Annotated in this window: 23 protein-coding genes; 13 read left to right on the top strand and 10 right to left on the bottom strand. The window is 71.8% G+C overall.

Going from position 1 to position 23212, the window contains the following annotated elements:
* Positions 1 to 73: 73 nt before the first annotated feature.
* Both DB32_RS09145 and DB32_RS09150 read left to right on the top strand, forming a co-directional pair.
* Complete coding sequence (locus DB32_RS09145; protein ID WP_053232035.1) at positions 74 to 1237, top strand: fatty acid desaturase family protein; 1164 nt, start codon at positions 74 to 76, stop codon at positions 1235 to 1237.
* 74 nt (positions 1238 to 1311) lie between these two features.
* Positions 1312 to 2073 carry a MerR family transcriptional regulator gene (locus tag DB32_RS09150; RefSeq protein WP_053232036.1) on the top strand — a complete coding sequence of 254 codons (762 nt, stop codon included), beginning with the start codon at positions 1312 to 1314 and terminating at the stop codon, positions 2071 to 2073.
* A gap of 453 nt (positions 2074 to 2526) precedes the next feature.
* Here the strand turns inward: DB32_RS09150 and DB32_RS09155 are convergent, their stop codons facing one another.
* Both DB32_RS09155 and DB32_RS09160 read right to left on the bottom strand, forming a co-directional pair.
* Positions 2527 to 2943, bottom strand: a complete 417-nt coding sequence (locus DB32_RS09155; RefSeq protein WP_053232037.1) for a GxxExxY protein — start codon at positions 2941 to 2943, stop codon at positions 2527 to 2529.
* A 349-nt stretch (positions 2944 to 3292) separates the two neighbouring features.
* Complete coding sequence (locus DB32_RS09160) at positions 3293 to 3763, bottom strand: NUDIX hydrolase (RefSeq protein WP_053232038.1); 471 nt, start codon at positions 3761 to 3763, stop codon at positions 3293 to 3295.
* 93 nt (positions 3764 to 3856) lie between these two features.
* Here DB32_RS09160 and DB32_RS09165 point away from each other — a divergent pair, with 93 nt between their 5' ends.
* Positions 3857 to 4429 (top strand): XRE family transcriptional regulator, encoded by a 573-nt coding sequence (locus tag DB32_RS09165; RefSeq protein WP_240481183.1) that lies wholly within the window; start codon positions 3857 to 3859, stop codon positions 4427 to 4429.
* 88 nt (positions 4430 to 4517) lie between these two features.
* Entirely contained in the window at positions 4518 to 5243 is a 726-nt protein-coding gene (locus tag DB32_RS09170) for a class I SAM-dependent methyltransferase (RefSeq protein ID WP_053232039.1), read from the top strand.
* A 201-nt stretch (positions 5244 to 5444) separates the two neighbouring features.
* On the opposite strand, the gene DB32_RS09175 is transcribed toward DB32_RS09170, so the two are convergent.
* Positions 5445 to 7040 carry a hypothetical protein gene (locus DB32_RS09175; RefSeq protein ID WP_053232040.1) on the bottom strand — a complete coding sequence of 532 codons (1596 nt, stop codon included), beginning with the start codon at positions 7038 to 7040 and terminating at the stop codon, positions 5445 to 5447.
* 104 nt (positions 7041 to 7144) lie between these two features.
* Here DB32_RS09175 and DB32_RS09180 point away from each other — a divergent pair, with 104 nt between their 5' ends.
* Positions 7145 to 8053 carry a peptidoglycan DD-metalloendopeptidase family protein gene (locus tag DB32_RS09180; protein ID WP_157068882.1) on the top strand — a complete coding sequence of 303 codons (909 nt, stop codon included), beginning with the start codon at positions 7145 to 7147 and terminating at the stop codon, positions 8051 to 8053.
* A gap of 241 nt (positions 8054 to 8294) precedes the next feature.
* Here DB32_RS09180 and DB32_RS09185 read toward each other — a convergent pair whose 3' ends face one another.
* Positions 8295 to 9698 carry a carboxypeptidase-like regulatory domain-containing protein gene (locus DB32_RS09185; protein ID WP_157068883.1) on the bottom strand — a complete coding sequence of 468 codons (1404 nt, stop codon included), beginning with the start codon at positions 9696 to 9698 and terminating at the stop codon, positions 8295 to 8297.
* A 118-nt stretch (positions 9699 to 9816) separates the two neighbouring features.
* Between DB32_RS09185 and DB32_RS09190 the strand changes: the two genes are divergently transcribed.
* Positions 9817 to 10632, top strand: a complete 816-nt coding sequence (locus tag DB32_RS09190) for a matrixin family metalloprotease (protein ID WP_053232043.1) — start codon at positions 9817 to 9819, stop codon at positions 10630 to 10632.
* Here the strand turns inward: DB32_RS09190 and DB32_RS09195 are convergent.
* A complete protein-coding gene (locus DB32_RS09195) occupies positions 10604 to 11356 on the bottom strand; it encodes a response regulator (protein ID WP_169791384.1) in 753 nt (250 codons plus the stop codon). The two genes, DB32_RS09190 and DB32_RS09195, sit on opposite strands and share 29 nt — an antisense overlap.
* Before the next feature lie 51 nt (positions 11357 to 11407).
* On the opposite strand from DB32_RS09195, the gene DB32_RS09200 reads away from it, so the two are divergent.
* Entirely contained in the window at positions 11408 to 12769 is a 1362-nt protein-coding gene (locus DB32_RS09200) for a protein kinase domain-containing protein (RefSeq protein WP_053232045.1), read from the top strand.
* A gap of 2 nt (positions 12770 to 12771) precedes the next feature.
* Here DB32_RS09200 and ruvC read toward each other — a convergent pair whose 3' ends face one another.
* Positions 12772 to 13278: a crossover junction endodeoxyribonuclease RuvC gene (gene ruvC, locus DB32_RS09205; protein WP_083457265.1), complete on the bottom strand. Its 507-nt coding sequence runs from the start codon at positions 13276 to 13278 to the stop codon at positions 12772 to 12774.
* A gap of 82 nt (positions 13279 to 13360) precedes the next feature.
* Between ruvC and DB32_RS09210 the strand changes: the two genes are divergently transcribed.
* From DB32_RS09210 to DB32_RS09225, 4 genes are read left to right on the top strand one after another with little or no spacing between them, the layout of a single operon-like run.
* Positions 13361 to 15037 (top strand): amidase, encoded by a 1677-nt coding sequence (locus DB32_RS09210; protein WP_053232047.1) that lies wholly within the window; start codon positions 13361 to 13363, stop codon positions 15035 to 15037.
* Between the two features lies 1 nt (position 15038).
* Complete coding sequence (locus DB32_RS09215; RefSeq protein ID WP_053232048.1) at positions 15039 to 15782, top strand: uracil-DNA glycosylase family protein; 744 nt, start codon at positions 15039 to 15041, stop codon at positions 15780 to 15782.
* The gene (locus tag DB32_RS09220) at positions 15779 to 16249 is read left to right on the top strand and encodes a PaaI family thioesterase (RefSeq protein ID WP_075097487.1); all 471 of its coding nucleotides are present in this window, start codon (positions 15779 to 15781) and stop codon (positions 16247 to 16249) included. Before DB32_RS09215 ends, DB32_RS09220 begins: the two co-directional genes overlap by 4 nt.
* Positions 16246 to 16713, top strand: a complete 468-nt coding sequence (locus DB32_RS09225) for a PaaI family thioesterase (RefSeq protein WP_053232049.1) — start codon at positions 16246 to 16248, stop codon at positions 16711 to 16713. Before DB32_RS09220 ends, DB32_RS09225 begins: the two co-directional genes overlap by 4 nt.
* Here DB32_RS09225 and DB32_RS09230 read toward each other — a convergent pair whose 3' ends face one another.
* Positions 16714 to 17370: a hypothetical protein gene (locus DB32_RS09230; RefSeq protein WP_157068886.1), complete on the bottom strand. Its 657-nt coding sequence runs from the start codon at positions 17368 to 17370 to the stop codon at positions 16714 to 16716.
* A gap of 204 nt (positions 17371 to 17574) precedes the next feature.
* Here DB32_RS09230 and DB32_RS09235 point away from each other — a divergent pair, with 204 nt between their 5' ends.
* On the top strand, positions 17575 to 18567 hold the full coding sequence (locus DB32_RS09235; protein WP_169791385.1) for a DUF7107 domain-containing protein: 993 nt from the start codon (positions 17575 to 17577) through the stop codon (positions 18565 to 18567).
* Between the two features lie 106 nt (positions 18568 to 18673).
* Here the strand turns inward: DB32_RS09235 and DB32_RS09240 are convergent, their stop codons facing one another.
* Positions 18674 to 19831, bottom strand: a complete 1158-nt coding sequence (locus DB32_RS09240) for an aminotransferase class V-fold PLP-dependent enzyme (RefSeq protein WP_157068887.1) — start codon at positions 19829 to 19831, stop codon at positions 18674 to 18676.
* A 42-nt stretch (positions 19832 to 19873) separates the two neighbouring features.
* Between DB32_RS09240 and DB32_RS09245 the strand changes: the two genes are divergently transcribed.
* Complete coding sequence (locus tag DB32_RS09245) at positions 19874 to 20770, top strand: PPK2 family polyphosphate kinase (RefSeq protein ID WP_053232052.1); 897 nt, start codon at positions 19874 to 19876, stop codon at positions 20768 to 20770.
* A gap of 3 nt (positions 20771 to 20773) precedes the next feature.
* Here the strand turns inward: DB32_RS09245 and DB32_RS09250 are convergent, their stop codons facing one another.
* Both DB32_RS09250 and DB32_RS09255 read right to left on the bottom strand, forming a co-directional pair.
* Positions 20774 to 21649 carry a DMT family transporter gene (locus DB32_RS09250; RefSeq protein WP_053232053.1) on the bottom strand — a complete coding sequence of 292 codons (876 nt, stop codon included), beginning with the start codon at positions 21647 to 21649 and terminating at the stop codon, positions 20774 to 20776.
* A 78-nt stretch (positions 21650 to 21727) separates the two neighbouring features.
* A complete protein-coding gene (locus DB32_RS09255; protein ID WP_205627039.1) occupies positions 21728 to 23170 on the bottom strand; it encodes a cellulose synthase family protein in 1443 nt (480 codons plus the stop codon).
* Between the last annotated feature and the right edge of the window lie 42 nt (positions 23171 to 23212).

Raw genomic sequence — 23212 nt, forward strand, 5'->3', positions numbered from 1 at the left:
ATCTTGACAGTTAGAACTGTAACCGTCATGACTGGTGCAGTTGGTGGGCGACACGCCCGCAGGAGGACTGGTCATGGAGCTCGCACACTTCGAGACGGACCCGCGTTCACTTCCCGATGCCGAGCGCCTGCGTCGCTTCGGCGACGAGCTCGACGCGATCAAAGCCCGCGTCGAAGCGGAGATCGGCGCGGAGGACCTCGCGTACGTGCGCCGCATGCATCGCTTCTCGCGCACGATGGAGGTGCTCGGCCGCGTGCTCATCCACGTGAGCCCCGAGCCGATCACGTGGAGCGCGGGCGTGATCGCGCTGTGGATCCACAAGCAGCTGCAGGCGACCGAGATCGGCCACACCGTGCTGCACGGCGCCTACGATCGCATCGAGGGCAACGGGAAGTTCGACAGCAAGAAGTGGTGGTGGCGCGTGCCGATCGACGAGGAGTCGTGGCGCTACGGGCACAACGTCCGGCACCACGGCGCGACCAACGTCGCGGGCAAGGACGCCGACATCCACTTCGGCCCGGTGCGCCTCACCGAGCAGACGCCGCACCGCGCGGAGCATCGCTTCCAGCTGCTCTTCGCGCTCGCGGTGCTGTTCCCGAACTTCGGGTTCCTCATGAACCTGCACTTCACGGGGCTGAACGATCTCCACTGGGACAACGGGCTCCCCGGCGGCGAGAAGCAGCTCGACTTCATCCCCGATCGATCGCCCGAGAGCCGTCGCCTCGCGTGGAAGCGCGCGCTCCGGAAGTACGTGCCCTACTACGCGTACGAGTACGGCCTCTTTCCGCTGCTCGCCGGGCCCTTCTTCTGGAAGGTGCTGCTCGGCAACTGGCTGAGCGACACGATGCGCGACGTGTACTCGGCCGCGACGATCTTCTGCGGTCACGTCGGCGAGCGCACGAAGAGCTACGACCCCGGCACGAAGAGCAAGAGCCGCGGCGAGTGGTACGCGATGCAGATCGAGGCGAGCAACGACTTCGAGGTGCCCTGGGTCGTGTCGGTGCTGTGCGGCGGGCTCGATCGACAGATCGAGCACCACCTCTTCCCGAAGCTCGCGCCCCAGCGCCTGCGCGCGATCGCGCCCGAGGTCCGCGCGCTTTGCGAGAAATATGGCGTCGACTACCGCACCGGCTCGTGGCCGCAGGTGCTGAGGGACGCGCTCAGGTGGATCGACACGCTCTCGCGTGATCACGGTGCGATCGGCGGCGCCCGGGCCGCGCTCGCGGCGATGGCATGACCGCCGTTCCTGCCGATGGCGGACTGACGGCTGCGATGTTCGCGCGGGCCGCGTCTCTGGTAGAAACGGCGTCGATGTCCTCTTCCGAGGCGAGCGCGGCCGAGCCCGAGTACACGATCGACGAGCTCGCGCGCGAGTCGCGTGTCCCGAGCCGCACGATCCGCTTCTACCAGAGCAAGGGCGTCCTCATGGCGCCGGTGCTGCGCGGGCGCGTCGCGTACTACGGGCCGAAGCACCTCGAGCGGCTCGAGCTGATCGCGCAGCTGCAGGATCGCGGGCTGAAGATCGACACGATCCGCGAGCTCGCGGCGCGCCTCGACAAGGGCGAGATCGACGTCGCGGACTGGCTCGGCCTCGACGCGCAGCTGCGCGCGCCGTGGGCCGAGGATCGGCCGCGCACCGTGACCGAGGCGCAGCTGATCGAGCTCGCGGGCGCGAAGCGCCCGGGGTTGGTCGCGGACCTGGTGCGCACCGGCGGCGTGGAGCGACACGGCGACGTGTTCCTCGTGCGCAGCCCGGCGCTCCTGCAGGTCGCGATGAAGCTCGAAGGCGCGGGGGTCGATCTCGAGGTCGCGACGAAGGCCGCGGACATCTTGAGGCGACACCTCGCGAAGGCCGCGAAGGATCTGACCGACCACTTCTTGTCGCACGCGGGCCGCATCCTCGAGGGCGAGTACGAAGGCGACCTCGGCCGCGCGGTGGAAGCGCTGCGTCCGCTCGGCCTCGACGCGGTGCGCATCGTGTTCGCGCAGGAGATGGAGAAAGCGCTCGCGGCGCTGCGCGACTCGGGCCGCGCCGCGAGGCTCCCGACGCGGAAGAAGAAGAAGATCCGCTGAGGAGCGCCTCCCAGCTCGGATTGCTGAGGGGCGCAGGATCTCGCGCGATGAATGATCCGCATTCGCTCGATTTGGCGCAGCTCTGAGGAGTTGCCGCCAAGGAGAGCAGGAGGAGCAGGAAGGGATTCGCGCGACGAGCGAGCCGCGTGAGCTCGGATGGCTCGAGTTGCGCAGCTCTGAGGAGTTGCCGCTAAGGAGAGCAGGAGGAGCAGGAGGGGATTCGCGCGATGAGCGATCCGCGTGAGCTCGGATGGCTCGAGTTGCGCAGCTCTGATTATGAGGAGTTGCCGCTAAGGAGAGCAGGAGGAGCAGGAGGGGATTCGCGCGATGAGCGACGAGTCTGAGCTCGAGGTGGCGCAGCTCTGCTCTGATAATGAGGAGTTGCCGCTGAGGGAGCAGGACGGGCAGGTGGGATTCGCCGCGCGTGGATTCGCCCGAGCTCGGTCGACTCGCTCAGCGAGACCTTCCACGAGGCGGTGCGGAACGCGCGCGCGGCGTGGCCGTGACGATGACCCGCTTCGCTTCGAGCTTCGGTTTGGCGAAGTTCAGGATCACACCGTGCTCGCGCCCGACGGCGCGCAAGTACGACCGGACGACCGCGAAGTGCGAGTCGGTCACGTCCTTCACTGCCTTGAGCTCGACGACGATCTCTCCAGCGACGAGCAGATCGAGCCGGTGCGTCCCGACCTCGACGCCGCGGTACACCACCGGAACCGAACGTTCACGCTCGTACGACAGACCCCGCGCGCCCAGCTCGAGCGCGAGCGCGCCCGCATACACGCTCTCGAGAAACCCCGGACCCAGCGCGCGATGCACGGCGATCGCCGCTCCAATGAGGCTGCGCGTCATTTCTTCGTGCTCGAGCGGCATGCGCCTCCGACGAGCACGCGGCGCGCGACTGACGCGTTCCGCAAACCCCTCCACGGCGGGAGCCCAAGACGCATGGAGCACCACGTCGAGCGAAGTACCGTGGCCTTCCTTCTCCTCCTGCCCTCCTCAGAAATTCCGAAAGGCGGGATCCAGAAGACGCATGGAGCACGACGTCGAGCGAAGTACCGTGGTCTTCCTTCTCCTCCTGCCCTCCTCAGAAAATTCCGAAAGGCGGGATCCAGAAGACGCATGGAGCACGACGTCGAGCGAAGTACCGTGGTCTTCTGTCTCCTCCTGCCCTCCTCAGAAATTCCGGAGGGTGGAGCTCCTGCTCTCCTGAGAGGCTCGATCAGCGCTTCGTGCGGCGATCCAGGTAGTCCCGCAGGTGCGGCACGATCTCCATCGCCAGCGCTTCCTCGGGCGTCTTCCATCCCGCCCAGATCAGCTCGCGCCCGTTGGGCTCCACGTGGAACGGCTCTTCGAGGTCCGCTTCGAAGATGTCGAGCGAGTCCGTCCGGTGCTCGAACGGGAAGCTGCCCGCCCATGCGTGCCTCAGCGCGTCGTCGGGCAGCGCGAGGCCGAGCTCCTCGTCGAGCTCGCGCCGCGCCGCGCGCCGCGCGTCCTCGCCGCTCTTCACGTACCCGCCGGGCAGCGAGTACGTCGCGCGATAGCTCGATCGGATCAGCAGGATCTTCCCGCGGAACCACAGCGCGACGAGCGCGCCGTGGGTCTCGGGCCTGCGGACGAGCCAATACGCGCGCAGCGCGAGGTGCGCGGCGCGGTAGACCATGCGGACGGGCGCGTTGACGAGCTCGCTCACGGGATGGCCCCGAGGATAGACGCTCGATACAGATTCGTCGAAATCGCGGACCACGTGAATGGGGCAGAACCCCGACCGCGTACACTGCGCGCGATGGCTCGAGGCCCGGTGGACGTCATGTCGCTCTCGGCGGTGCTCGCCGAGAACGTGCGGCAGCTGCGCGCGGCGCGCGGCCTGACCCAAGCGCAGCTCGCGAAGAGCGCGGGCGTGCCGCGCGCCACGTGGGCGAACCTCGAGTCCGGCGAAGCGAACCCCACGCTGCACGTGATCAGCGCGGTCTCGCGCGCGCTCGGCGTCTCGCTCGAGGAGCTGCTCAGCGCGCCGCGCGCCGCGTGCGTGCTCCATCCGCGCGAGACGCTCCCCACCAAGAAGCGCGGCACCGTCACCGTGCGCAACCTGCTGCCCGATCCGCTGCCCGGCTCGAACATCGATCGCATCGAGCTGCCGCCCGGCGCGCGCATGACCGGCATCCCCCACACACCCGGCACGCGCGAGTACCTCACGGTCGAGCGCGGCGCGATCGTGCTCGCGGCCGCGGGCGAGCGCTTCACGCTGCGCGAAGGCGACGTGCTCGCGTTCCGCGGCGACCAGCGCCACTCGTACGCGAACCCGTCCACGCACGAGACGGCGATCGGCTACTCCGTCGTGATCCTCGTCGACGCCTAGTCGGGCGCTGGGCTCGGTCGATCACACGAACGGCGAGCCGCGCGATGCGACGTTGGCGGTACGTCGGGAGCACCTATCTGCACCCCGCGTGAGCGTCGTCCTCCGCTTCGATCGAGCGCGCACACACTCGAGCGAGGATCGCTTCCACGACCTCGCGTTCGCGCGCATCGTGCGCGAGATCGGCGCCAAGCCGGGCGACGAGATCTTCGACGCGGGGTGCGGCGACTGCACGAACGCGCTGCGCTTCGCGCGGCTCGGGCTGCGCGTGAAGGGCGTCGACGTCTCGCACCTCGCGCTCGAGCGCGCGCGCTCACGGATCGCTCGCGAGCGCGCAGAGCGGCGCGTCTCGGTCTCGCACGGCGACGTCCGCGCGCTGCGCGTCCGCGATCGCGCGTTCCGGTTCGCGTCGTGCTGGAGCGTGCTGATGCACGTGCCGCACGTCGAGCGCGCCCTCGACGAGCTCGCGCGGGTGCTCGCGAAGCACGGCCGGCTCGCGATCATGGAGCGCACGTGCGAGTCGCTGCAGGCGCGCACCTGGGATCGCGCGGTGCGGCTGCTCCGCCGTCATCGGCTCGAGCGCACGGCGCGCGGGCTCGAGGAGTGGCGCGAGGAGGGACTGCTCGTGCGCGGCTTCGATCCCGCGTGGCTCTGCGAGCACCTCGACCGTCGCGGGCTCTCGCTCGTCGCGCGCTTCGCGGGGCAGCTCACCGAGGTCGAGCCGCTCGCGCGCGTGCTCGGGGATCTCTACTTCAGCGCGAACGCGCCCGCGCGCTTCGCGCACGGCAACGTCTTCGTGTTCGAGAAGCGCAGCTAACCCGAAGACCGCTTGCGTCGATCCTCGACGCTGCGGGCTCGGGTTCGGGCGGGAGGGAGGCTCGGCGGGCTTTGCCCGACGAGGGAGGGCGCGCCGCACGCGCCCTCCGGGAAGGAACAGCGAACCCAAGCCCGAGTTGAGGTTCACCTCAACCGGGCGCTGGGGTAGCCGCCCGTCGAGCGCTCGACGGATGCGAGGCAGCTACGCGCGCCCGAGATAGATCTTCAGCGTCTCGCCCGCGCTCTGGCGATCGAAGCCGTGCCCCGCGAGCTCGGCGCGGCCCGACACCTTCTCGAACAGCTCGCCGAGGAACTGCGAGAGCGCGCGGCACTCCTCCACCGCCTCGGCCATGCGATGCGGCTCGAGGAGATCGACGTCGCGCAGTCGCTCGAGCGACGTGAGGAACGGATCGAGCCGCTCGTAGTCGTGGCTGCGCACGAGCTGGTACCCGATCGCGCGGAAGTGCCCGAGGAAGTCGCGCACGAACTGGAAGCTGCCGTGCCCCGCCCAGCGATCGTGCGCGCCGTCGCTCCCTGCGCTCGCGGCCGCGTCCGCCTTCGCGAGGAACGCGCGGAGGATCTGCTGGAACATCCAGATCTCGCGGCGCAGCCGATCGCTCGCGGCGCGACGCCCCGCGAGATCGACCGCGAGCTCGGGCAGCGTGTCGCCCGGACGGATCTCGCTGCACAGCGCGCGCACCGCGTTCTGCAGCGACGCGCGCAGCTCGGCCGCGGCGATGACCATCTGTGGCCCGAGCTCCTGCGCCGAGATCTCGGCCTGCGGCGAGGGCAGGTCGTGCTCGAAGATCTTCTTCACCTCGACGCGCAGCCCGTTCGCGACGTGGTCGAGCGTCCCGCGGATGCGCGTCAGCGAGCGCGCGACGTCCGCGAGGTGCGTGTAGCGCACCCCGATCTCGTCCGACGGAGTCGCGAGCAGCTCCCGCTCGAGCCCGTCGGCGATCGCGTCCCCGGCGCGCCGCCCGAGGTAGCGCGTCAGCGCGCGCAGATCGGATCGCAGCACCGCGAGGATCACGTACGCGCGGCGCGTCGACGCCGGGTCCGACGCGTACGCGTCGACGAGCGACACGTAGCGGAGCGCGCGAAAGAGCGCGAGGAACGTCAGCGCGAGCACGCGGTGCGCGGTCTCGGACTCGACGACGTGGAGCGCCTCGAGCACCTCGCCGCTGCGGATGCGATCGAACTCCGGGCGGAACTCGAGCGCCATCAGCGGATTGAAGTACGCGTTGCGCCCGATCTCGCGCACCACGACGCCGTGCATCGCGAAGTAGAGCCGGTTCGACACGCGCCCGAGCCGCGCGAGCCCGTCGCTCAGATCGAGGAAGTGCCCGAACGCGTTGCGCAGGACGAAGAGCGCCTCCTCGGGCGTGTCCTGCGTGAGCTGCTCCTGGATCAAGCGCCCGCGCGCCGAGTCCTCGGGCAGCACGGACTCGAGGTAGCGCGTGAACGTGTACGCGCGCTCCTTGTCGCCGAGGAGCTGCTTGGTCAGCGTGATCACGCGCTGCGACGCGTCGCGCAGGATGCGCAGCTCTTCGTGGAAGTCCTGCGCGACCGCGCTCTTCGCCGCGGGCGTGCCCGGGTGGTTGCGCGGGTTGCCGAAGCACGCGAGCCCCTTGAGCAACATCTCGAGCTCGAAGAGCGTCTCTTCCTTGCGCTCCCACGGCATCGACGCGAACCAGACGTCGCGCGCGTTCGCCTGCTCGCGGCGGAGCCCGCGGGTGTCGCGCAGCAGGTTCGCGTAGACGTCACGCTCGGTGCGGATCACCGCGATCGGCGGCATGGGCGCCCGGAGTCTATCCGATCGTGGAAGGCGCTTGGGCGCGAAGGTTCGCGGTGCGGGAACCCGTGTCGCGAGGACGCGCGTTCGTGCGACGACAGGTGCGGATGATCCGGCGATGGGCGCTGGTGCTCGCGATGTGGCTCGCGGTGCCGGGAATGACGCAGGCGCAGCCGCGGCCACGCACGTACGTGGTCCGCGAGGGCGACACGCTGGCGCGCATCGCGCGGCGGCACCGCAGCTCGGTCGAGGCGATCCGCGAGGCGAACCGGCTGCGCGGCGATGCGGTGCGCGCCGGGCAGGAGCTGATCGTGCCGCGCGAGGGCGAGGACCCGCGGGCGCTCCGCTCGAGCCGAGGCGCGACGCCGGCGCGCGAGACCCCGGCGCAGCGCGAGGCGCGGGGCAGGGCGCGACGGATCGGGCTCGGTACGGTGCGCGCGGGGCAGTCGCTGCTGGTGCGCGCGCCGGAGCGCCGGTGGGTCGCGGCGGCGGGCGAAGGACCGCGGCTCTCGGGGACGCTGCGGCTGCCCGTCGATCGTGGTCGGCTGATCCGCGGCTGGGGCAGCGGCGAGGGTGGGTATCACCTGGCGATCGACATCCGAGGCCGGGTGGGCGCGACGATCCGCGCGGCGGAGCGCGGGATCGTCGCCTACGCGGGCGACGGGCTGAGCGGGTACGGCAACTTCGTGATCCTCGTGCACCCGAACGGATGGGTGACCGCGTACGCCCACAACCGCGAGAACCTGGTCGTCGCGGGCCAGGTGGTCCGCCGTGGCGAGGCGATCGCGCGGCTCGGGAACACCGGGACCAGCCAGTCGCCGCACCTGCACTTCGTGCTCGTCGACGGCGGCGCCCACTGCGACGCGGTGCCGCTCTTCGATCCGCCGATCGCGCGCAGCGTCACGAGCGCGGTCTGGCGCGACGAGCGCCCGGAGAGCGTGCAGTGCCTGCGGCGCAGCGAGCGCCCGCACCCGAGCCACGCCGAGGAAGACGACGAGCGCGCAGACGAGCCCTGAGCGTATCAACAGAGACGCATTCGGGCTTCCGACGCGCTCCGGAGGCTTCCGACGCGCATTTCCGCCCGGAAGACGCGCTCCGCGGAGGCTTCCGACGCGCTCCGGAGGCTTCCGACGCGCTCCGGGAGCTTCCGACGTGCTCCGGGAGCTTCCGACGCGGCACGATCAGGCCGTCGGAGCGCAGCGGAAGCGTCCAGCCCGCGCCGGAAGCGATCCGCGCGCGTCCCCGGGCCCGCCGGGCTCAGAGTCGGGCTTCGATCGCGCCGAGGAGGGCGAAGCTGAACGTCGGGTTGTGCACGCCGCGCGACCCGTCGCGCTCGAGCAGCATCAGGTCCCACATCGAGTCGCGCACGTCGCGCGGCAGCGCGTCGATCGAGACCGGGCGCTCGTCCTCGTCGAACGCGCCGTCCTCGTCGCAGTCGCCGAGCATCACGCCGCGCACGTCGACGAGCACCAGCGTGCCCGGCCCACCGCCCGCGGCGTGCTCGGTGAACGCGACCGCCGTGCTGCTTCGAGTCCCGCAGCGCGCACGCACCCGCGCCTGCTGCACGCGCGACTCGAGCCGGCGTCGCACCCGCGCCACCGCGCGATCGTGCTCCTCCGCGACCGCGCCGCTCGCGCCGTCTCCGTCCCAGTCGCCGCGCGCGATCGACTCCGGCGCGACCTCGCCGTGGCACGACGAGCATGCATCGCGCGCGATGCCGCCCGACGCCTCGCGCACCTCGAAGGTGTGGCCGAGCGTGAGCTCCGCCGGGTCCGCCTCGCGCCACGGCGCGGCGTGGCAGGCGACGCAGGCGTCCGCGATCGCACCGTGCGGCGCCTCGCCGACGTCGGCGCTCGCGAGGGTGCGCGCGCCGCGACCGAGCACGACGTCGGCCTGCGGCGCGTGGCCGGGCGCGCGGTGGCACTCGACGCACACCGCGCCGGTGCCGAGCCCGCTCGCCGGCGCGCCCGCGACGTGATCGACGTGCTCGAATGCGCGCAGCTCGGTGCCCTCGTGGCACGCGACGCAGGCATCGCCCGCGATGCTCGTCGTCTCTCCGTGCGCGGCGGCGAACGCCGACGCGTCGTGGCAGCTCGCGCACTCCGCGCCGTCGCTCGTGTCGCCCGCGAGCCGCATCGCGCCGAGCGCCCACTGCTCGCGCGCGCCCCACGCGGTGCACGTGCCGCAGGGGACCGTCTCGACGCCTTCGGGCTCGCGCACGCCGCGCACGAGCCAGCGCTCGAGATCGACGTCCTCGATCCACCGCAGCACCGCGTCGGGATCGGTGCCGTGCTCCTCGTGGTACTGCGCGACGACGTGCTCGGCGCGCGGCGTCTCGTCGTGCGCGGGCACGAGCCGAATCACGATCGACGCGCTCTCGTCGACGCCGACGTCGATGCGCGTCTGCGCGTCCTCGCGGCCCGCCGCGCTCGCGCGGATCGACCGGGCGTCGCCGCGCGAGACCGAGAGCGTGAAACGGCCCTCGTCGTCGGTGCGCGTCGCCGAGCCATCGTGCGCGACGACGCGCGCGCCTGGGATCGCGCGTCCTGTGCGGGCGTCGACGACCACGCCGGTGACCTCGGCGCGGGTCGACGATCCGCAGCCCGCGATCAGCGCGATCGTGCTGATCAGGGCGGGCATCTTGCGGGTCTTTCGGACCACGGGCCGCACCCTAACACGAGGCCGAGGGCCGACCAGGAAGAAAGGAGCGCACGCCCTGGTGGAGTGCCGAAGGTGCTACGTCGAAGCGCATCCGCCGCCGCACGTTATTCTTCGACACGTGAGCTCGACCCCGACGCGGCACCGCTCGGTGCGCACGCTCGTGACGCTGGTCGCGGCGCTCGCCATCTCCGTCGGGGCTGCGGGGCGCGCACGCGCGTACGAGCGCGCGACCGTCACCGGCGACACGACGCCGCTCGCGTGGGCGCGTCGTGATCTCGGGCTCCGGATCGCCGAGGACACCTCGCGCGACCTGGCGCCGGTCGACGTGCGCGACGCGGTCCGGCGCTCGATGACGACGTGGACGCGCGCGGGCGGGTGCACGGACATCGTGCTCGTCGACCTCGGGACACCGCCCGACCTGCGCACGAACCTGCTGGGCGGGGCGCCGGACCTCGAGAACCGGGTGGTCTTCCGCGAGGACGCGTGGCCGTCCGAGCTCGGGCCCGAGACGCTCGCGATCACGACGCTGGTCTACCGCCGCAGCACCGGCGAGATCCTCGACGCGGACATCGACCTGAACGCGCTCGATCACAGCTGGTCGGTCGCGGCGGTCCCGTCGCTCGAGACCACCGATCTCGAGAACACGATCACCCACGAGGTCGGGCACCTGCTCGGCTTCGCGCACGTGGTCGACCCCGACGCGACGATGTTCGCGTCGAGCGATCCCGGCGACGTGGTGAAGCGCGACCTCGCGACCGACGACGTGACCGCGGTGTGCGAGGTCTATCCCGCGAGCCGGCGCACGCCGGGCGGGGTGGGACCGCGTCCGCCGCTGACGAGCGGGTGTGCGGTCTCGAGCGCGGGCGGAGCGGGCGTGATCCCGGTGCTGCTCGGGCTCGCGGCGCTCATCGTGCGGCGCCGCCGACGATCCTGACGAGCGCGTCGAGCAGCTCGCGCGGTCGGAACGGCTTGCGGAGCCAGCTCGCGCCGGGCGGGATCGTCCATCCGAGCTCCTCGGGGGTCGCGGCCGAGAGGAACGCGAAGACGCCGTTCGCGCCGTGCGCGCGATGGCGCGCCGCCGCGACGAGCTCGAGCCCGGTGAGCGTCGGCATCATCGCATCGACGATGATCACGTCGAAGGCGCGGTGATCGAGGAGCACGAGCGCCTCGTCGGGCGCCTCGATCACGCGCGCGTCGGCGCCGCCCATCGTGACCAGCGTGAGCTCGAGGAGGCGACGGGTCGGCGCGTCGTCGTCGAGCGCGAGCACGCTGCGGCCGACGAGCGGTCGCGCCGACGGCGTCACGAGCGGCGGCGCGGCGACCGGGGCGACGGGGCGCGACTCGTTGGCGATGCGCCGGATCGACGCGACGAGCGCGAGCGTCCGCGCGACCACGCGCGCGCAGTCGTCGTCCCGCGACGCGAGCAGCTCGACCTCGCCGGCCTCGGTGCTGAGCGCGTCGTGTCCGTGCGAGCCCGCGGTGCCGCGGAGCCGATGCGCGGCGCGGCGGATGTCCTCCCGCGCGCGCGAGTCACCGGAGGCCAGGCGATCGGCGGCCGCGCGCAGCTCCGCGGCGCGCGTCGGGAGGCCGTCTTCCATCCGCGCCCGCAGCTTCGCGAGCCGCTCTTCCAGCGAGGGCCGGGACGGATCGTCGCTCACGCGTCCATCTTGCCAGGAGTCCAGCGCTGCGGGCACGCTCGACCGCTCCCGATGTCCGGCGCGCGCCGCTCCGACCCCGACGACGACGAGCTCCCCCGGACGCAGCCGCGTCGCGCCGGCGACGTGCCGGCGCCGGAGACGACGCGCCCTCCGCGCGCGCGAGCCTGGGACGGCGTGCCCGGGCCGGGCGAGCTCGTCGCGGACACGTATCGCATCACACGCGTGCTCGGGGAGGGCGCGATGGGCGTGGTGATGCTCGCGCGCGACGAGCGCCTCGAGCGCGACGTCGCGATCAAGCTGATCCATCCCGACTACGTCGCGAGCCCCGACGCGCACGCGCGCTTCGTGGGCGAGGCGCGGACGATGGCGCGGGTGCGCCACGAGAACGTCGTCGAGATCTACACGTTCGGCGAGCACCGGGTCGCGGGAGGGCAGCGCGCGCCGTACTTCGTGATGGAGTACGTGCCGGGGATCACGCTCGACGCGCGGCGGCGCGCCCAGGGCGTGCTCTCGATCGACGAGGTGATCGGCGTGCTCGAGCAGGTGTGCCGCGGGCTCGGCGCGATCCATCGCGCGGGCGCGGTGCACCGCGATCTGAAGCCGACGAACGTGCTGATCGGTCCGGCGTTCCGCGTCGCGGTGGCGGACCTCGGGCTCGCGCGGGTGCTCGATCGGCCGCGCGACGCCGAGCGCGACACGGTGTCCGGCACGCCCGCGTACATGTCTCCCGAGATGGTGCGCGGCGACGTGGTGCCCGCGGGGATGCACCACCGCGCCGACGTCTACTCGCTCGCCGTGATGGCGCTCGAGCTGCTCACGGGGCGGCTCCCGTTCGAGACCGACGACGCGGTCGAGATGATGACGCGGCACGCGACGGAGGCGCCGCCGCGCGCGAGCGAGATCCGGCACGAGCTGCCGCGCGCCTTCGACGAGGTGCTGCTGCGCGGGATGGAGAAGGACCCGGCGCGACGCACCGCGAGCGCCGACGCGTTCCGCCGCGAGCTGCTCGAGGCGCGCGACAGCGCGAGCCAGCACGCGGGCGCGCTGCGCCTGCTCGTCGCGGACGACGACGAGGACTTCGCGGCGCTGGTGCGCGAGACCCTCGACTGGGCGTTCCCGGGCGCCGAGATCGTGGTGGCACGCGACGGAGAGCAGGCGCTGCGCGAGCTCGATCGACACCCCGCCGCCCTCGCGGTGCTCGACCTCGACATGCCGGGGCTCAACGGCATCGAGCTGACCGCGGCGATCCGCGCGACGTCGCGCTCGGAGCGCATGCCGATCCTCGTGGTGACCGCGACGGGCGGCGCGCCCGACTGGCGCCTGCTGGCGTCGCTGGGCGCCGACGGGTTCCTGGTGAAGCCGATCGACCCGATGGCGCTCGTCGCGCTCGCGCGCCGCACGCTCGCGCGTTAGCCCTAGCGCGCGCGGCGGATCGCGGGCTTGGCCATCGCGAGCATCGGGGTGCTCGCGAGGTGCGTGATCGCGATCGCGAGCGCGTCGGCGGCGTCGGCGGGGGGCACGGTGGCGAGACCGAGGGTCGCCGCGACGACGCGCCCGACCTGCGCCTTCTCGGCGGCGCCGCGCCCCGCGACGGTGCGCTTCACCAGCGCGGGCGGCCACTCGGTCAGCGGCTTGCCGTTGCGCGCCGCGGCGAGCAGCACGACGCCACGCACGTGTCCGAGCTTGATCGCGGCCGACGCGAAGCGCGCGAAGAACACGTCCTCGACGGCGATCACGTCGGGCGCGTGATCCTCGATCATCAGCTCGACCTGCTCGAAGGCGCGCGCGAGGCGATCGTGCAGCGGCGTCTTGGGGTCGAGCGAGACCACGCCCGCCGCGACGCCGCGCAGCTTCGCGCTCCGTCGCTCGACCACGCCCCAGCCGAGCTTCCGTGTGCCGGGATCGATGCCGAGGACGCGCACGGCTCGCAACGTACGGCGCGACCCCGCGCGCGAGCAACCTCGGATTGACGCTCGGGCGCGCCGTCGGCGAAGGTCGCCCGCGATGAAGTTGCCGCCGCCTCCACGCATCTCGGGTCGCGCGCTCCGCGCGCTGGTGCGCGCCACCGACGCCGATCCCGTCCGCCGTGTCGTCGCCGCGCTGATGCGTCGCGACCTGAAGATCGACGAGCTCCGCGCGCTGCCCGCGCGCGTGCGCGGTCCGATGCCGCTCACGGCGCGCCCGCTCCAGGCGCGCCTGCCGCCGAAGCGCGCGAGCGAGGACCTGCCGCTCCCGGACGTCGATCGCGCGCACGCGCCGACCGCGGCGCGCTTCACCGCGCTCTATCGCAGCGGCGCGCTCGATCCCGTCGAGGTCGCGCGACGCTGCTTCGAGGCGTCGCGCTCGCTCGCGTCGCGCGCGCCGGCGATGGATCCGCTGCTCTACCGCGACGAAGCGCGCGCGCTGCGCGACGCCGAGGCCTCCGCGAAGCGGTGGCGCGCAGGACAGCCGCTCGGCCCGCTCGACGGAGTGCCGGTGCCGGTGAAGGAAGAGGTCGACCTCGAAGGGCACGGCGCGCGCCTCGGCACCGCGCGTCCGGCGCGCACCGACGTCGTCGACGCGACGGCCGTCGCGCGGCTGCGTGCGGCGGGCGCGATCGTGATCGGCCAGACCGTCATGACCGAGTACGGCATGACGCCGCTCGGCGTGAGCGCGACGCGCGTGCTCCCGCGCAACCCGCACGACACGCGTTGCTCCGCGGGCGGCAGCTCGACGGGCTCGGCGGTCGCGGTGACGGTCGGGCTCGCGCCGGTCGCGCTCGGCAGCGACGGAGGCGGATCGATCCGCACGCCGGCGTCGTTCAACGGCATCTGGGGCATCAAGCCGACGTTCGGGCGCATCTCGCGCCGCGGCGACGGCTTCGGCGGCACCGTCGCGCACGTCGGCCCGCTCGGCGCGTCGGTGCTCGACCTCGCGCACTTCCTCCAGGCGACGAGCGGCGAAGATCCCGACGACGTGCTCACCGACGGCAACCCCGGGTTCGTGCCGGGGTTCCTCGAGGGCGCGATGAAGCGCGGGGTGCGCGGCCTGCGCATCGGCGTGATCGACGGCGAGATGGAGGACGCGCACCCCGAGGTCGCGAAGGGCTGTCGCGACGCGCTCTCCGCGCTCGAGCGCGAAGGCGCGGTGATCGTCCCGGTGCGCCTTCCGCTCGCGCGATGGGCCCCGGCGATGGGCTACCTGACGATCGGCCTCGAGACCCACGCGGCGATGATCGAAGAGCGACGCACGTCGTGGAGCGAGCTCGGCACCGACCTGCAGCTGCTGCTGCGCGTGATGAGCACGTTCGCGTCGGACGACTACCTCGACGCGCAGCAGCTGCGCGCGGGCCTCCGTCGCGACACCGCCGCGCTGCTGCGCGAGGTCGACGTGCTCGCGCTGCCGACGGCGGGGCGCACCGCGCCGGCAGTGAGCGACAGCGACGTGCTCGAGGGCATGGCCGACACCGTCGAGCTCGACGCGGCGTGCCGCTACGCGTTCCTCGGCAACCTCACCGGCCTGCCCGCCGCGAGCGCGCCGATCGGCCGCGACGCGCGCGGGATGCCGATCGGTCTCCAGATCCTCGGCGACGCGTGGGACGAGGCGACCGTGCTGCAGGTCTGCGCGCACCTCGAGCGCACCGGGATCGCGTCGGTGCCGCGCCCCGAGGTGCGCGTCGACGTGCTGCGTGCGAAGGCATGAGATGCCGACGGTCTCGCCGCTCGTCCGCATCAGCCGCGAGCTCGGCAAGAAGGTCTCGCGCCTCTCGTTCGGCGAGCCCGTGGCGTACGTCTACAACCCGCTCGAGTACGCGCGCGCGCCGCACGAGGCGTACCTCGAGCGCTACGGGAGCAAGGCGCCGCGCGAGGTGCTGATGCTCGGGATGAACCCCGGGCCGTTCGGGATGGCGCAGACCGGCGTGCCCTTCGGCGACGTGGCGATGGTGCGCGACTTCCTCGGCATCACGGGCGACGTCTCGCGCCCGAAGAAGCAGCACCCGCAGCGCCTCGTGTTGGGCTTCGCGTGCCCGCGCAGCGAGGTGAGCGGGACGCGCTTCTGGGGCTTCGCGCGCGATCGCTTCGGCACCGCGGAGCGCTTCTTCGATCGCTTCTTCGTGTGGAACTGGTGCCCGCTGGTCTTCATGGAGGCGTCGAGCCGCAACCTCACGCCCGACAAGCTGCGCGCGAGCGAGCGCGAGCCGCTCTTCGCGGCGTGCGACGAGGCGCTCGGCCGCATCGTCGAGACGCTGCGCCCGAGGTACGTCGTCGGCGTCGGCGGCTTCGCGGAGCAGCGCGCGCATCGCACGCTCGGCGAAGGAACGCCGATCACGATCGGCTGCATCCTCCATCCGAGCCCGGCGAGCCCTGCGGCGAACAAGGACTGGGCGGGCAACGTAGATCGCCAGCTGCGCGAGCTCGGCATCGCGCTCGAGGGAGCGAACGCATGAGGCTCGACGTCCCGCCGGATCAGAAGGCGCAAGTCTGCGCGGTGATGACGCAGGGCATGCAGGCCCGCATCCCGCACAACCGCGCGCTCGGGCTCGAGGTGATCGACTACGCGGCGAGCGAGGTGTGGATGCGCCTGCCCTACGACGCGAAGCTGGTCGGCAATCCCGCGACGGGCGTGATGCACGGCGGTGCGGTCTCGTCGCTGATGGACGCCGCGTGTGGGTTCGCGACGATGATCGCGCTCGGCGGGCCCTCGCCGATCGCGACGCTCGATCTGCGCATCGACTACCTCAAGCCCGCGATCCCGGGCGCCGACGTCATCGCGCACGCGCACTGCTTCAAGATCACGCGCCACGTGTGCTTCGTGCGCGGCACCGCGTACGTGCACGACGCGAACGATCCGATCGCGTCGGTCGCGGCGACGTTCGCGCGCAAGGCGCGCAAGAGGAAGGACGGCGCGCCGTGACGCCCGCTGCGCTCGAAGGGCTGCTCCAGCGCGCGCGTGAAGCGCGGGATCCGAGCGTGCTCGTCGCCGCGATCCCGTACGCGCAATTCCTCGGCCTCGGGCTCGAGCCCGACGGCGACGGGGTGCGCGGTCGACTGCGCTACGACGAGTCGCTCATCGGCGACGCGACGATCCCCGCGCTGCACGGCGGCACCATCGCGGCGCTGCTCGAGTCGACGGCCATCCTCGACGTGCTGTGGCGCGCCGAGGACGAGATCGTCCTGCCGCGCACGATCACGTTCACGATCGACTACCTGCGCTCGGGCCGTCCGGTCGACACGCTCTGTCGCGCGTCGATCGTGCGGCAGGGTAAGCGCGTCGTCGTGGTCGACGTGCGCGCGTTCCAGGACGACGACGAGTCGCGCCCGATCGCGACCGCGGTCGTGCACCTCCTCGTCGCGCGCGACACCAGCGACGCCGACTGATCACGGCGCGGCGGCGATCGGGCGCACGTCGACGACGCGCCACTCCTCGCCCTCGCGCACGAGCTCGATCTCGATGCCGCCCGGCGTGCGGACGAACGCGCGCTCGCCGTCGACGGTCACGCGCAGCGCGTCCTCGTCCGCCGTCTGCTCGAGCACGCGCGCGACCTCGGCCTCCCACGCGGCGCGGGTGCGACGCGCGAGCACCTCCTCGATGCCGCGCAGATGACGTCGCGCGAGCGCACCGCGCAGCGCGACCACCGCGTCCCGCGGCTCGACCAGCGCGGGCACGCCGAGCACGCCGCCTTCGATGCGCCACCCGCCGTCGGAGTCGCGCGCGAGCACGACGGTCTCGCCGTTCGAGAGCGCGACGCGCGCGTGGGCCCGCATCGCGTCGCGCGGTGCGCTCGCCAGGGCGCTCCCCACCTCGGCGAGCTCGCCGCGCGCATCCTCGAACCGCGCGCGCTGGGCGGCGACGTCGCGATCGCGATGTGCCACGTCGAGCTCCATCTCGTACGTCCCGGCCGCGTCTCCGCGCGCGAGGGCCTCCGCGTACGCGCGCACTGCACGCTCGGGTGGATCGCCCGCCGTCGCCATCGCGCCGCCGCACCCGACGATCGCCACCATCGGCACCAGAACGAGAGCGGACGCCCGAGACACGCGCGCGCATCGTAGCGCGGTGTGGACCGTGCGAAGTCATGCCGGTTCACGCGCCCCGGTGTGAACACGCGTCCACTCATTCGCGCGGCTCGGATCCAGAGATCCTGCGGATCGTCGGCGATCCGCAGCGGCGACACGTTGGCGCGCTTCTTGGTAAAACGGCCGTCAGCCCGTCGCGGTGCGACCGCGCGGGGGAGGTGCCACGTGGCGAGGACCCGTTCCGCGATCTTGCTCGGCTTGGCGGCAGCCGCGACGTTCGCGCTCCTGGGTGGATGTTCCCAGGAGGACTACTACTGCGACGAGACCGGCTGTTACTACTGCGATGGCCTCGGCTGTCGCGACGTGGACCCGCCGGACCGCGGCGACTGCGGCTGCAACGCCGACTGCGCCTCGGGCCTCTCGTGCACCTCGCTCGGCTGCACCCAGAGCTGCGACGACACCGACGACTGCGCGCGCGGCACCATCTGCGAGGCCGGCTTCTGCGTCGGCCCGACCGAGACCGTGCCCACCGCGTCGATCGAGTGCACCTGCACGAACAACTCGGACTGCGACCGCTTCGAGGGTGACGGCGAGGACCTCGTCTGCATCGACGGCTCGTGCGTCCCGACGACGACGCCGACCTGCGACGAGACGCGCCCCTGCTCGGCGGGCCGCGTGTGCGTCGACGGCGAGTGCCGCACGCCCGACGACGTGTGCCGCTTCTCGTCGGAGTGCGGTCCTGGCCGCATCTGCGTCGACCAGCACTGCACGATCGGCTGCGACGCGACGACGCCGTGCCCGACCGGCGCGATCTGCGTGGACGGCTTCTGCCGCGAGGAGCCCGGCACCGACGACTGCACGACGACCGCGGAGTGCCCCTCGGGCGACGTGTGCATCGACGGTCGCTGCTGGGATGCGTGCACCAGCGACGAGCAGTGCGGCGAGGGTCGTTACTGCGGTCCCGATGGTCGCTGCCGCGTGGACGATCGCCCGCGCCCGATCTGCTCGCGCGACGCCGACTGCGCCGAGGGCGCGGTGTGCCGCGACGGCGTGTGCCGCTCGCCCTGCGAGGACGCGACCGACTGCCGTCGCTTCGACGAGCAGCTGACGTTCTGCATCGAGCTGCTCTGCTACACGACGAACGAGGCGACGAGCGACTGCTCGGCGGCCTCGGAGTGCGACGCGGGTCAGAGCTGCGTCGACGGCATCTGCCGCTGATTTCCGGTTCGGTTCGTTCCCTTCCTTACGTCCGTTCCCCGTTCTCGTCCGTTCCCTCCTAGACGGCCGCGGTCGATTCGCCATCGACCGCGGCCGTCGTCTTTCCTCAGACGCTCAGCACCGCGCGCAGCCGCGCGAGCGCCTCGTCGATCTCGTCGTCGGTCACGTACGGCGCGGGCCCGAGGCGCAGCACGTCGCCGCGCGCATCGGTGAGCACGCCGCGAGCGCGCAGCGCGCCGACCACGTCGTTCGCACGAGGCACGCGCAGCGCGACGAACCCACCGCGCGCGCTCGGCTCGCGCGGCGTGAGCACCTCGACGCCGTCGAGCCCCGCGACGATGCGCGTCGTCTGCGCGCTCGACGTCGCGCGCAGCCGCTCGATCGTGAGCCCCTGCGCGTCGAAGAAATCGATCACCGCGCGCGCGCGATAGTGGCTCGTCGGGTCGTACGTCGAGCCCGCGAAGCGATCCGCGCCGCGCGCGCCGTACCCGATCGCACCGCCGCTGCGCATCGCCGCGAGGTTCGCGAAGTCGCTGAACCAGCCGGTCACGACGGGGCGCATCGCGTTGTCCGGCGGCACGCGCAGCCAGCAGACGCCTTCGCCCCACTGCGCGTACTTGTACCCGCCGCCCGTGACGAAGATCGGATCGGGCCCGAGCTCGCCCACGGAGAACGGCACCACCCCGAACGCGTGGTACGCGTCGATCAGCACCGCCGCGCCGACACGATGCGCGGCCTCGATCGCGACGCGCAGGTGCGGGACGATCGACGACGTCTCGAAGAGCACGCTGGACGCCATCAGCGCGGCGGTCGTCGGACGCACCGCGGCCGCGAGCCGCTCGGCGAGCGTCGACACCGGCGCCCACGGCACCATCTCGACGTCGACGCCCGCCTCGGCGAGGCGCGCGAGCTGCCGGTGCATCGAGTGGAACTCACCGCTCGTCGTCACGACGTGCGGTCGCGCGCGCAGATCCAGCGCGGACGAGAAGCGCGTCACCAGCTCGTGCGTGCTCGCGCCGAGCGCGATGTCGTCGGCGCGCGCGCCGATGCGCGACGCGACGCCCACGCGCACCGCCTCCGCGGCCTCGAAGGCGCGCTCCCACTTGTCGTCGACGAGCTCGGCCGCGTCGTCGAACGCGCGCAGCTGCGCGTCGCGCGCGACGTCGGGCCACGCCTGGTGTGAGTGCCCGGTGAGCAGGATGCGCCCCGGACGAACGAAGTGCGTGTAGTGCGCGCGCAGCGCGCGAGGATCGATCACGGTCACGCGCGGACTCTACCGCACGGTCTGGTACCGTCCCGGTACGCCATGCCCAAGAAGAAGACCCGCTTCGTCGAGGCCGTCCCGAGCGAGTTCCTCGTCCCCTTCGACGGCGGCTTCCGCATCAAGGACACGCCGACGAAGCCGCCGAAATCCAAGCGCGACGACGGCGGGAACGGCGACGCGCTCCTCGCGTCCATCGAGCGCATGCGGAAGCTGCAGGCGCGGCTGATGGCGGGTGATCGTCACTCGCTGCTCGTCGTCTTCCAGGCGATGGACGCAGCGGGCAAGGACGGCACGGTGAAGGCGGTGATGACCGGCGTGAACCCCGCGGGCGTCGAGGTCACGTCGTTCAAGCAGCCGAGCGAGGTCGAGCTCGATCACGACTTCCTCTGGCGCGTGCAGCGCGCGCTGCCGGAGCGCGGTCGCATCGGCATCTTCAACCGCAGCCACTACGAGGAAGTGCTCGTCGTGCGGGTGCACCCCGAGTACCTCGATCGCCAGCGCTTGCCCGAGCTGCCCGAGGATCTCGATCGGCTCTGGGACGAGCGCTACGAATCGATCCGCGCGTGGGAGCACCACCTCGCGCGCAACGGCACGACCATCGTGAAGTTCTTCCTCAACGTCTCGCGCGACGAGCAGAAGAAGCGCTTCCTCGATCGCGTGAACGATCCGGAGGCGAACTGGAAGTTCAGCTCCGCCGACATCCGCGAGCGCGCGCGCTGGAAGGACTACATGCGCGCGTACGAGGACGCGCTGAACGCGACGTCGCGCCCCTGCGCGCCGTGGTACGCGATCCCCGCCGACGACAAGAAGTTCATGCGCGCGGCCGTCGCGGACATCATCGTGCGCACGCTCGAGGCGATCGATCCGCAGTACCCGTCGGTCACCGACGCGGAGCGCGAGAGGATGCAGGAGGCAGTCGCCGAGCTCGCGCGCGAGTAGCGATCAGCTCGTCGTCGGTGCGCGCGGTCGCGCGACGATCGCGGTGCCGATCGCGATCGACGTCGCGCCGGCGAGCGTCCACGCGGTCGGCGTCTCGCGGAACAGCACGACGCCGAAGATCACGGCGAAGAGGATCTGCACGTAGCTCACCGCGGTCGCGCGCGCGGCGGGCTCGAGGTGCAGCGCCTCGGTCATCTTCACCTGGCCGATCTGGGTGAACACGCCGACGCCGAGCAGCACGAGCCACTCGAACGGCGTCGGCCACTGCCACACCGGGATCACGAGCGGGAGCGTGAGCGGCACGGTCAGCATCGGGAACTGCAGCACCACGACGAGCGGATGCTCGGTCGCGCGCAGCTTGCGCACCACGACGTAGACCGACGCTGCGACGATCGCGCCGAGCACCGCGACCCCGAGCGCGATCGGATCGAGCGCGCGCTCCTCGCCGCCGAAGAGGAACGTCGGACGCGACACCAACACCACGCCGCCGAGGCCCAGCGCGATGCCCGCGAGATCGCTCCGGCGCAGCGGCTCGTGCAGGAAGATCGCCGCGGCGACGGCGACCATCAGCGGGTTCGTCAGCTGGATCACCGTCGCGTCAGCGAGCGGCAGGCGCGTGACCGCGAAGTAGTAGCAGTGGAGCCCCACGAACCCGAGCAGCCCGCGCACCACGAGCCACTTGCGATCGTTGCCCCAGGGCGAGATCCCCGCGCGCTTCACCGCCCACCACGAGAGCGCGAGCGTGACGATCCCGCGCACCATCGTGATCTGGACGCTCGAGAGGCGCTCTCCCGCGAGCTTCACGAGCGCGCTCATCACGCTGAACGCGAGCGCGCTGAGGAGCATCGCGCGGATGCCGGGGCTCAGGAACTGCTGCACGAGATCGTCTCAGCGTGACGGACGAAGAAGGGGCGCGCTCCTTCCGGAACGCGCCCCCCACTCGATCCGACGGGTCGCTCAGCGCGCCTGGTAGAGGCTCAGCCCGCCGACGTACAGGAAGCCGACCATGAAGAGCACGAGGAACGGGATGCTCGCCCACGCGCCGATCACCACGCCGAGCGCGATCGTCGCGACGAAGTAGAGGCCGAACCCGAACTCGAGCCACGAGAAGAGGTTCTTGCCGGCGCGGTACTTCGCCTTCGTCCAGCTCTCGGTCTTCTTCACGACGCCGTGCTTCGGCGTGCGGACGAACTCGCTCTCACCGCCGAACAGACCCTCGACCACCGCGCGCGCGTTGTTGAGCGAGAGACCGATGCCGAGCGCCATCATCAGCGGCAGGCGTCGCACGGCCTCCCAGAGGTTGCCGTACAGCGCGCGGTGCGTCGTCAGGTAGAAGAGCACGATCGAGCCGCTGGTCAGCGCGAAGAGCGGCACGTCGAGCAGGAGCAGCTCGGGGCGCGCGATCTGCTGCCGCAGGATCATGTTCGGCAGCTGCAGCATCGCGAGGATGACGAGGAAGAGGTACGCGAAGTTGTTCGTGAGGTGGAAGACGCACTCGAGCTTGATCTTCCACGGCAGCTTCGCGCGGAGGACGACGGGGAGCAGCTTCTTCGCGGTCTGCGCCGAGCCCTTCGCCCAGCGGAACTGCTGCGACTTGAAGCTGTTCATCTCGCAGGGCACCTCGGCCGGCGCGAGCGCGTCGGGCACGTAGACGAAGCGCCATCCGCGCATCTGCGCGCGGAACGAGAGGTCCATGTCCTCGGTGAGCGTGTCGTGCTGCCAGCCGCCCGCGTCGACGATCGCGGCCTTGCGCCAGATGCCCGCGGTGCCGTTGAAATTGAAGAAGCGGCCCGAGCGATTGCGCGCGATGTGCTCCACCACGAAGTGGCCGTCGAGCATCATCGACTGCACGCGCGTGAGCATCGAGTAGTCGCGGTTCAGGTGGCCCCAGCGCGCCTGCACCATGCCGACCGTCGGATCGCTGAAGTGGTGGATCAGGTCCATCACGATCGACGTCGTCGGGACGAAGTCGGCGTCGAAGACGAGCAGGTAGTCGCCCTTCGCGACCTTCACGCCGGCCTCGAGCGCGCCCGCCTTGTAGCCGCTGCGATCCGTGCGGTGGAGATAGACCGCGTCGAAGCCGCGCTCGACGAGCTCCTCGACCTTCGCCTTCGCGATCTGGCGGGTCTCGTCGGTCGAGTCGTCGAGGACCTGGATCTCCAGCTTGTCCTTCGGGTAGTCGATGCCGGCGACGCTCTCGAGCAGCCGCTCCGCGACGTACATCTCGTTGAACATCGGGAGCTGCACCGTGACGACGGGCAGATCCTTGAACTTCGAGGCGGGGCGTGGCGCCTGGTGGCGGTGCTTCCAGTAGAGGAAGAGGAGCTGCCCGCGGTGGAACCCGTACACGGCGAGCACACCGAGCACGAGCATGTAGAGGGCGATGACCGCGATTTCCACGCGGCCTGGGTACCACGGCGATTGTCACCGAATTGTACTCAA

This window comes from Sandaracinus amylolyticus (assembly GCF_000737325.1).
GTDB classification, from domain to species: domain Bacteria; phylum Myxococcota_A; class Polyangia; order Polyangiales; family Sandaracinaceae; genus Sandaracinus; species Sandaracinus amylolyticus.

Excerpts from the sequence above, each read along its gene's own strand:
- DB32_RS09145 (WP_053232035.1), top strand. The coding sequence starts at position 74 with ATGGAGCTCGCACACTTCGAGACGGACCCGCGTTCACTTCCCGATGCC.
- DB32_RS09150 (WP_053232036.1), top strand. The coding sequence starts at position 1,312 with ATGTCCTCTTCCGAGGCGAGCGCGGCCGAGCCCGAGTACACGATCGAC.
- DB32_RS09155 (WP_053232037.1), bottom strand. The coding sequence starts at position 2,943 with ATGCCGCTCGAGCACGAAGAAATGACGCGCAGCCTCATTGGAGCGGCG.
- DB32_RS09165 (WP_240481183.1), top strand. The coding sequence starts at position 3,857 with ATGGCTCGAGGCCCGGTGGACGTCATGTCGCTCTCGGCGGTGCTCGCC.
- DB32_RS09175 (WP_053232040.1), bottom strand. The coding sequence starts at position 7,040 with ATGCCGCCGATCGCGGTGATCCGCACCGAGCGTGACGTCTACGCGAAC.
- DB32_RS09180 (WP_157068882.1), top strand. The coding sequence starts at position 7,145 with ATGATCCGGCGATGGGCGCTGGTGCTCGCGATGTGGCTCGCGGTGCCG.
- DB32_RS09200 (WP_053232045.1), top strand. The coding sequence starts at position 11,408 with ATGTCCGGCGCGCGCCGCTCCGACCCCGACGACGACGAGCTCCCCCGG.
- DB32_RS09210 (WP_053232047.1), top strand. The coding sequence starts at position 13,361 with ATGAAGTTGCCGCCGCCTCCACGCATCTCGGGTCGCGCGCTCCGCGCG.
- DB32_RS09215 (WP_053232048.1), top strand. The coding sequence starts at position 15,039 with ATGCCGACGGTCTCGCCGCTCGTCCGCATCAGCCGCGAGCTCGGCAAG.
- DB32_RS09220 (WP_075097487.1), top strand. The coding sequence starts at position 15,779 with ATGAGGCTCGACGTCCCGCCGGATCAGAAGGCGCAAGTCTGCGCGGTG.
- DB32_RS09245 (WP_053232052.1), top strand. The coding sequence starts at position 19,874 with ATGCCCAAGAAGAAGACCCGCTTCGTCGAGGCCGTCCCGAGCGAGTTC.